Annotated in this window: 6 protein-coding genes; 1 reads left to right on the top strand and 5 read right to left on the bottom strand. The window is 68.1% G+C overall.

Going from position 1 to position 8,068, the window contains the following annotated elements:
- The 5 genes from RI841_RS11965 to pgi all read right to left on the bottom strand — a co-directional run.
- Positions 1-760, bottom strand: a 760-nt coding sequence (locus tag RI841_RS11965) for an ACT domain-containing protein (RefSeq protein ID WP_310705827.1), incomplete at its 3' end; no start/stop codon positions are given.
- Between the two features lie 119 nt (positions 761-879).
- Positions 880-3,141: a DNA topoisomerase IV subunit A gene (parC, locus tag RI841_RS11970; protein ID WP_310705828.1), complete on the bottom strand. Its 2,262-nt coding sequence runs from the start codon at positions 3,139-3,141 to the stop codon at positions 880-882.
- A gap of 166 nt (positions 3,142-3,307) precedes the next feature.
- The gene (gene parE / locus RI841_RS11975; protein ID WP_310705829.1) at positions 3,308-5,203 is read right to left on the bottom strand and encodes a DNA topoisomerase IV subunit B; all 1,896 of its coding nucleotides are present in this window, start codon (positions 5,201-5,203) and stop codon (positions 3,308-3,310) included.
- Between the two features lie 3 nt (positions 5,204-5,206).
- Positions 5,207-5,890 carry a YqiA/YcfP family alpha/beta fold hydrolase gene (locus tag RI841_RS11980; protein WP_310705830.1) on the bottom strand — a complete coding sequence of 228 codons (684 nt, stop codon included), beginning with the start codon at positions 5,888-5,890 and terminating at the stop codon, positions 5,207-5,209.
- Positions 5,891-5,918: 28 nt separating this feature from the next.
- Positions 5,919-7,601, bottom strand: a complete 1,683-nt coding sequence (gene pgi, locus RI841_RS11985) for a glucose-6-phosphate isomerase (protein ID WP_310705831.1) — start codon at positions 7,599-7,601, stop codon at positions 5,919-5,921.
- An 86-nt stretch (positions 7,602-7,687) separates the two neighbouring features.
- On the opposite strand from pgi, the gene RI841_RS11990 reads away from it, so the two are divergent.
- Positions 7,688-8,068: methyltransferase domain-containing protein (locus RI841_RS11990; protein WP_310705832.1), on the top strand; the 381-nt coding region annotated here is incomplete at its 3' end.

Here is an 8,068-nt window from a genome sequence, read left to right on the forward strand (position 1 = left end):
CGATCTCGGCGAGCACGGACTCGTCCAGCCCCCTGAGCTTGCTCATGCGCTCGCGGAAGCTCTGCTGGAAGTCCAGCTCGCCGCGCATGGCCCGCTCGGTGACCTCTGCCACCTCGTCACCCACGCCATGGCGCCGGGCCAGCTCGTCGATCACCTCGGTCTGGATCAGGGTGGAGTCCATGTCGAAGCAGACCAGGCGGCGATGCCGGCGCCAGATGGAGTCCTCCTGCAGGGCGATGTCCACCCCGTGCATGGCACCCAGCGCCAGGGCCTTCTCGCGCAGGGCGTCCAGGTCGACCTCCTCGCCCCTGAGCCAGCACTCCACGCAGGACCCGTGTTCCGGCACGCCGCCGTCCAGGGGTTCGCGACCGGAGAGGCGGTGGATCAGCTCCACGGTCAGGCCATGCTCGGCGGTCAGCGCCCCCACCTCGGCGAGGATGCCGGCCGGCAGGTGGGGCGCCAGCAGGGTCAGGATCAGCCGCGGCTGGCTCGCCTGCACGCTCCAGCGCTGGTAGTCCTCGGCACTCACCTGGATCGCCTGGATGTCCAGGCCCAGGGCGTCTCCCGCCGTGGCCAGTGCGCCTTCCAGGTCGCTCTCCCGGTCGAGCCCCACCAGGGCCTCCAGGGAGACGATGCCGAAGGTCACGCTCTGGTTGATGTCCAGCAGCCGGGCGCCGCTGGCCGCCAGCGCCTTGCCCAGGCCGGCCAGCTGGCCGGGGCGTGCCACCCCGGTGGCGCGAATCAGTATGCGTCGTGTCATGTTAACCCCTTTGATGAGCTGTAAGCTTTAAGCCGTAAGCTGTAAGAAAGACATGCCTATCATGGGTTTACTTACAGCTTATAGCTTATGGCTTACAGCTTCCGGCGAAGCCGGGGACTTCAAGCTTCCGGCTTCAGGCTTTCAAGGCGGTCGACCTTCTGCAGGCCGCGGGGCAGCTTGCTGCCGCGCCGGCCGCGTTCGCCACGATAGTAGTCCAGGTCGCCGGCCTTGAGGGTCAGGTGGCGCTTGCCGGCATGCACCACCAGCGCCGCACCGGCGGGCAGAACCACCAGGTCGCGCACGAACTCCTCGCGGCGAGCGGCCCGGGCACCGGGGATGTCGATCATCTTGTTGCCCTTGCCCTTGGCCATCTCCGGCAGCTGCGAGAGCTCGAAGACCAGCAGCCGTCCCTCGTTGGAGACCGCCGCCACGCAGGCGCCCTCCTCGGCCGGCATCTCCAGCGGCGGCAGCACGTTGCAGCCCTTGGGCACGCTGAGGACCGCCTTGCCTGACTTGTTCTTGCCGATCAACGCGTCGAGGGGCGCAATGAAGCCGTAGCCGCCGTCGGAGGCCAGCAGGAAGCGCCTGTCCGGCGGTGCCAGCATCAGGCCGGCCATATGGGCCCCGGCTGCCACGTTGACCCGTCCCGTGACCGGTTCGCCCTGGCCGCGGGCGCTGGGCAGGTTATGGGCCGACAGGGTGTAGGCCCGCCCGGTGTCGTCCAGCAGCACCAGCGGCTGGTTGGTCTTGCCCCGGGCGGCGAGGTGGAAGCGGTCGCCGGCCTTGTAGGAGAGGCCGGCGGGGTCGATCTCGTGGCCCTTGGCGCTGCGGATCCAGCCCTTCTCGGAGAGCACCACGGTGACCGGGTCGGCGCCGACCAGCTCCACCTCGGAAAGCGCCCGGGCCTCCTCGCGCTCGACCAGCGGCGAGCGACGGGCGTCACCGTGCGCCTCGGCGGCGGTTCGCAGCTCCTTCTCGATCAGGTCGGTGAGCGCCGACTCGCTGCCGAGCAGTGCCTGGAGGCGCTTGCGCTCGGCCTCGAGCTCATCCTGCTCGCCACGGATCTTCATCTCCTCGAGCCTGGCCAGGTGGCGCAGGCGCAGCTCGAGGATCGCCTCGGCCTGGCGGTCGGAGAGACTGAAGGCCTCGATCAGCGCGGCCTTGGGCTCGTCCTCCTCGCGGATGATGCGGATCACCTCGTCGATGTTGAGGTAGGCGGCCAGCAGGCCCTCGAGGATATGCAGACGGTCCTCGACCTTGCCCAGGCGGTGCTCGAGTCGCCGGCGCACCGTGGCGCGGCGGAAGCGCAGCCACTCGCCGAGCAGGTCGGGCAGCGCCATGACCCGAGGGCGGCCGTCCAGGCCGATCACGTTCATGTTGACGCGGGTGTTCTTCTCGAGGTCGGTGGTGGCGAAGAGGTGCGCCATCAGCGCCTCGATATCGACGCGGTTGGAGCGGGGCTCGATCACCAGCCGCGTCGGCTCCTCGTGGGTCGACTCGTCGCGCAGGTCCGCGACCATGGGCAACTTCTTGGCCTGCATCTGGGCGGCGATCTGCTCGAGCACCTTGGCCCCACTCACCTGGTAGGGCAGCGCTGTCACCACCACGTTGCCCGCCTCGCGCACATAGCGGCCACGCAGCTTCACCGAGCCGCGTCCGCTCTCGTAGAGCTTTCGCAGGTCGCTGCGCGGGGTGATGATCTCCGCCTCGGTGGGAAAATCCGGCGCCGGCAGGTGCTCGAGCAGGTCCGTTGTGGTGGCTTCGGGGTGGCGCAGCAGGTGGCAGGTGGCCTCGACCACCTCGTTCACGTTGTGCGGCGGGATGTCGGTGGCCATGCCCACGGCGATACCGGTGCCGCCGTTGAGCAGCACGTGGGGCAGGCGCGCCGGCAGCACCACCGGCTCGTTCATGGTGCCGTCGAAGTTGGGGGTCCAGTCCACGGTGCCCTGGCCGAGCTCGGCGAGCAGCACCTCGGCGAACTTCGACAGCCGCGCCTCGGTGTAGCGCATGGCCGCGAAGGACTTGGGATCGTCGGGACTGCCCCAGTTGCCCTGGCCGTCGACCAGCGGGTAGCGGTAGCTGAACGGCTGAGCCATCAGCACCATGGCTTCGTAGCAGGCGCTGTCGCCGTGGGGGTGGAACTTGCCCAGCACGTCGCCGACGGTGCGCGCCGACTTCTTGTACTTGGCACTGGCCGAGAGCGCCAGCTCGCGCATGGCATAGACGATGCGCCGCTGCACCGGCTTCATGCCATCGCCGATATGGGGCAGTGCCCGGTCGAGGATGACGTACATCGAGTAGTCGAGGTACGCCTTCTCGGTGTATTCGCGCAGCGAAAGGCGCTCGACGTCGCCCTCCGCCACCTGGATATCCATGGTCATGGGTTCGGGGCCCTATCTGCCATCATGGAAAATTCGCGGGGAGTGCCCGCACGATACGTTCTGGAAGAGCTGTAAGCTTGAAGCCGTAAGCTGTAAGAAAAACCACTTATTCCTGGGGTTGCTTACAGCTTCAAGCTTACGGCTTATAGCTCCCGGCGAAGCCGGGTCAGACCTCGATATCCGCCAGGTTACCGTAGTCCTCGAGCCAGCTCTTGCGGTCACTGGCACGCTTCTTGGCCAGCAGCATGTCCATCATCTCCATGGTGCCGTCGCCGACCTCACGCGTGAGCTGCACCAGGCGGCGGGTCTCGGGCGCCATGGTGGTCTCGCGCAGTTGCAAGGGGCTCATCTCGCCCAGGCCCTTGAAGCGTTGTACGTTCACCGGGCCGGCCTTCCGGGTGCCACGCTTGCCCTCGAGCTTGCGCAGGATGGCCGCCTTCTCGCTCTCGTCCAGGGCATAGTGCACCTCCTTGCCCAGATCGATGCGGTAGAGCGGCGGCATGGCCACGAAGACATGGCCGGCATCCACCAGCGCCGGGAAATGACGCACGAAGAGCGCGCACAGCAGGGTCGCGATATGCAGGCCATCGGAGTCGGCATCGGCGAGGATGCAGATCTTGTGGTAGCGCAGCTTGGAGAGGTCATCGCTGCCTGGGTCCATGCCCACGGCCACGGCGATGTCGTGGACCTCCTGGGAGCCATAGATGTCATGGGACTCCACCTCCCAGGTATTGAGGATCTTGCCGCGCAGCGGCAGGATCGCCTGGGTCTCGCGGTTGCGTGCCTGCTTGGCGCTACCGCCGGCACTGTCACCCTCCACCAGGAACAGCTCGCTGCCGGCCGGGTCCTGACCCGAGCAGTCGGCCAGCTTGCCGGGCAGCGCCGGCCCCGAGGTAACCTTCTTGCGCGCCACCTTCTTCGAGCTCTTCTGGCGGCGCTGGGCGGCACTGATCACCAGCTCGGCCAGGGCCTCAGCCTGGTCCACGTGGTGGTTGAGCCATAGCGAGAAGGCGTCCTTGACCACCCCGGAGACGAAGCCCGCCACGGTGCGCGAGGAGAGGCGCTCCTTGGTCTGGCCAGCGAACTGCGGGTCGAGCATCTTCACCGAGAGCACATAGGAGACTCGCTCCCAGAGGTCCTCCGCGGTGAGCTTGACCCCCCGGGGGAGAAGGTTGCGGTACTCGCAGAACTCGCGCAGGGCGTCGACCAGGCCGGCCCGCAGGCCATTGACATGGGTGCCGCCCTGGGTCGTGGGAATCAGGTTGACATAGCTCTCGAGCAGCGGCTCCCCGCCCTCGGGGAGCCACTGGATCGCCCAGTCCACCCCGTGCTCCTCATCGGCAAAATGGCCGATGAAGGGCGAGGCCGGCAGCACCTCATAGCCATCGGTGGCCTGGGCCAGGTAGTCGCGCAGGCCATCCGCGTACTGCCAGACGCTCTGGTTGCCATCGGGCTCCACCAGGGTGACCTTGAGGCCCGGGCAGAGCACCGCCTTGGCGCGCATCAGGTGCTTGAGACGCGAGAGCGAGAGTCGGGGGCTGTCGAAGTAGCTCTCTTCGGGCCAGAAGCGCAACACCGTGCCACGGGCCCGCTTGGGGGCACTGCCGATCACCTGCAGGGGAGAAGCCTTGTCGCCGTGCTCGAAGGCCATGCCGTGGCGGCTGCCATCGCGCAGCACCTCGACCTCCAGGCGCTTCGACAGGGCGTTGACCACCGAGACCCCGACCCCGTGCAGGCCGCCGGAGAAGCGGTAGCTCGATTGGGAGAACTTCCCGCCGGCGTGCAGCCGGGTCATGATCAGCTCGACCCCGGAGACACCGTGCTCGGGGTGGATGTCGATGGGCATGCCGCGACCATCGTCGGCAACCTCGATGCCGCCGTCCTCGAACAGCCGCACGCTGACCTCCCCGGCATGGCCGGCCAGTGCCTCATCCACGCTGTTGTCGATGACCTCCTGGACCATATGGTTGGGCCGGGAGGTGTCGGTATACATGCCGGGGCGCTTGCGCACCGGCTCGAGGCCGGAGAGGACCTCGATGGAGCTGGCACTGTATTGCGTCATGCATCACCCAAAGTGGTTGCGATCGTTCGTGTCGCCCGGGATGCCGGCGCCCGCTGTTCCGAGGGGCTGGCTGCCGGACCACCCAGGTGCCAGGCGGTGGCCGCCGTGGGCGAGGATGGCCGGCAGATGGTCGGCCAGCGCCGCGAAGCCGTGATCTCCCTGCGGGTGCAGGAGCGTCCTGGCACCACGATACAGGGCAAAGGCCTCGGCCGGGTCCAGGGTCTCATCGGCCGTTCCCAGCAGCAGCAGGTAGCGCTCGGCCATGACCCGATCGGGCGTCAGCGCCTCGAGTTCCTCGAGGTGCGCGGCCTCGATGGCGAAGCGCTCGCCGGTATAGGCGTTGTCAAAACGCTCGCCGACCCAGTTCGCCACCAACCGTGCCGGGGCCACCGCCGGGTTGATCAGCCCCGCCGCGAGGTTGTGGCGTTCGGCCATCACCGTCGCCAGGAAGCCCCCCATGGAACTACCCACCACCAGCGGCCTCGGCCCCAGACGGGCCAGCCGCGACTCGGCCAGCGCCAGGGCCGCCGCCGGGCGATGCGGCAGCTGCGGCGTCGCGCAGGACAGCCCGAGCCACGCGCAGGCCTGGCGCACCAGCGCCGCCTTGGGGGAGCCGCTGCCACTGTTGAACCCATGGAGGTAGAGGACCCCGCTGGCGGCCGGCGGCTGCCGGGCAGCACTCAGCATACCGCAACCCCTGTACATGCAGCCAGTATCATCGCGAATCGCGCTCCGCCGCCCAGACGGCCTCGATCAGGCCCCGGGTGGAGTCGTCCATGTCCGCGATGTCCGCCTGGTGCTCGAGGATCCGCTGGGTCTCGCCGGCGATCTTCTTGCCCAGCTCCACGCCCCACTGATCGAAGGGGTTGATGTCCCAGATCCTCGCCTGGACGAACACCTTGTGCTCGTAGAGCGCGATCAGCGCCCCGAGGGTCGCCGGCGTCAGCCGGTCGAGCAACAGGGTACTCGAGGGCTGGTTGCCGCGGTAGCGCTTGTGCACCGGGCGTGGACCGTCGTCCTTGATGGCCTCGTCGCCGAGCATCAGCACCCGCGACTGGGCGAAGCAGTTGGCGAGCGTCAAGCGGTGCTGGCCCATCAGATGGTCGCGGGTGGCAGGATCCTCCACGTCGTCGTAGCGCACCTTGGGGGCGATGAAGTCGCACTCCACCGCCTGGGTGCCCTGGTGGAGCAGCTGGTAGAAGGCATGCTGGGCATTGGGTCCCAGCTGGCCCCACAGCACCGGGCAGGTGGAGTAGCCGACTTCGCGCCCGTCGTGGGTCACCGACTTGCCGTTGGACTCCATCTCCAGCTGCTCGAGGTAAGCGGCGAAAAACTCCAGGCGGCCGTCGTAGGGCAGGATCGAGTGGGCCCGGATATCGAGGAAGTTGACGTTCCAGATCCCCGCCAGGGCCAGCATCACGGGCAGGTTGTCTGCCAGCGGTGCCTCGCTGAAGTGACGATCCATGGCATGGGCACCGGCAAGCAGCTCATGGAAATGCTCCATGCCCACCACCAGGGCGATGGGCAGACCGATGGCCCCCCAAAGCGAGTAGCGACCCCCCACCCACTCCCAGAACTCCAGTTGATGGTCCTCGGCGATGCCCCACTCGTTCATCTTCTCGGGGCTCGCCGAGACGCCGATGAAGTGCTGGCGCATCACCAGCTCGGTGTCGACGCCCTCCTCGCGGTGCTCGCCCATCAACCGCGCCATCAGCCAGTCCCGCGCGGTGCGGGCATTGGAGAGGGTGTCGATGGTGGTGAAGGACTTCGAGGAGAGCACGAACAGCGTGGTCTCGGGATTGAGCCGTGCCAGGTAGTCGGCCAGCTGGGAGCCGTCCATGGTCGAGGCAAAGTGCACGTCGATGGTGTGCACGCCCTCCGGCTGGTAGTCGGCCAGGGCGTGAGTCACCATCAGCGGGCCCAGGTCCGAGCCGCCGACCCCCAAGTTGACCACGTCGCGAATCGCCCGGCCGGTGGCACCGCGCCACTGGCCGGCGTGGAAACGCTCGACCATGGTGGCCATGCGTTCGAGCGTCGCATGCACCGCGGGCACCAGATCCTCGCCTGCCACTACCAGGCTGGCCTCCGGCGGCAGCCTCAGCGCGGTATGCAGGGCCGGCCGGTCCTCGCTGCGGTTGACCCGCTCCCCGGCGAGCAGGGCACGAATCGCCTCGGGCACCTCGGCCTCCCGGGCGAGGTCGAGCAGCCGGGCGAGGGTCTCGTCACACCAGCGCTGCTTGGAGAGGTCCAGGGTCAGCCCCGCCGCCCGGCGGGTGAAGGCCGCGTGGCGCCCCGGCGCGCCGGCGAAGAGCTCGCTGAGGTGGGCAGCACGCATCCCGGCGGCATGCTCGGCCAGGGCCTGCCAGGCAGCGCGCTGGTCGATCGTGGGGTGTCTCATGGCTTCCTCCTTGACGTCCTGTCGTGCAGCCGGTGTGGGCGAGGCGTAGAATGACGTCCCTTCTCCCACGATTTCCGGCCTGTTCCATGAGTGACGCATCTTACCGTGACGCGATCTTTTCGACACCCCTGGACCGGGTGGCACGCTTTTCGTTCGACGAGAAAGTCGTCGCCTGCTTTCCCGACATGATCCGCCGCTCGGTGCCCGGCTACGGCCAGATACTGGGCATGCTCGGCCTGATTGCCGCCCGCCACCTGCGCCACGGCGCCCACGTCTACGACCTGGGCTGCTCGCTGGGCGCCACTGGCCTGGCACTGGCCGGGACGCTCCCGCCGGACGCCTTCCGCTATATCGGTGTGGACCTCTCCCCCGCCATGGTCGCGCGTGCCCGGGAGACCCTGGCCGCGGAGTGCCCCGACCACGCCATGGAGGTCCTCGAGGGCGATATCCGCACCCTGGACTACGCT

Source organism: Halomonas sp., assembly GCF_031581305.1.
Lineage (GTDB): Bacteria > Pseudomonadota > Gammaproteobacteria > Pseudomonadales > Halomonadaceae > Halomonas.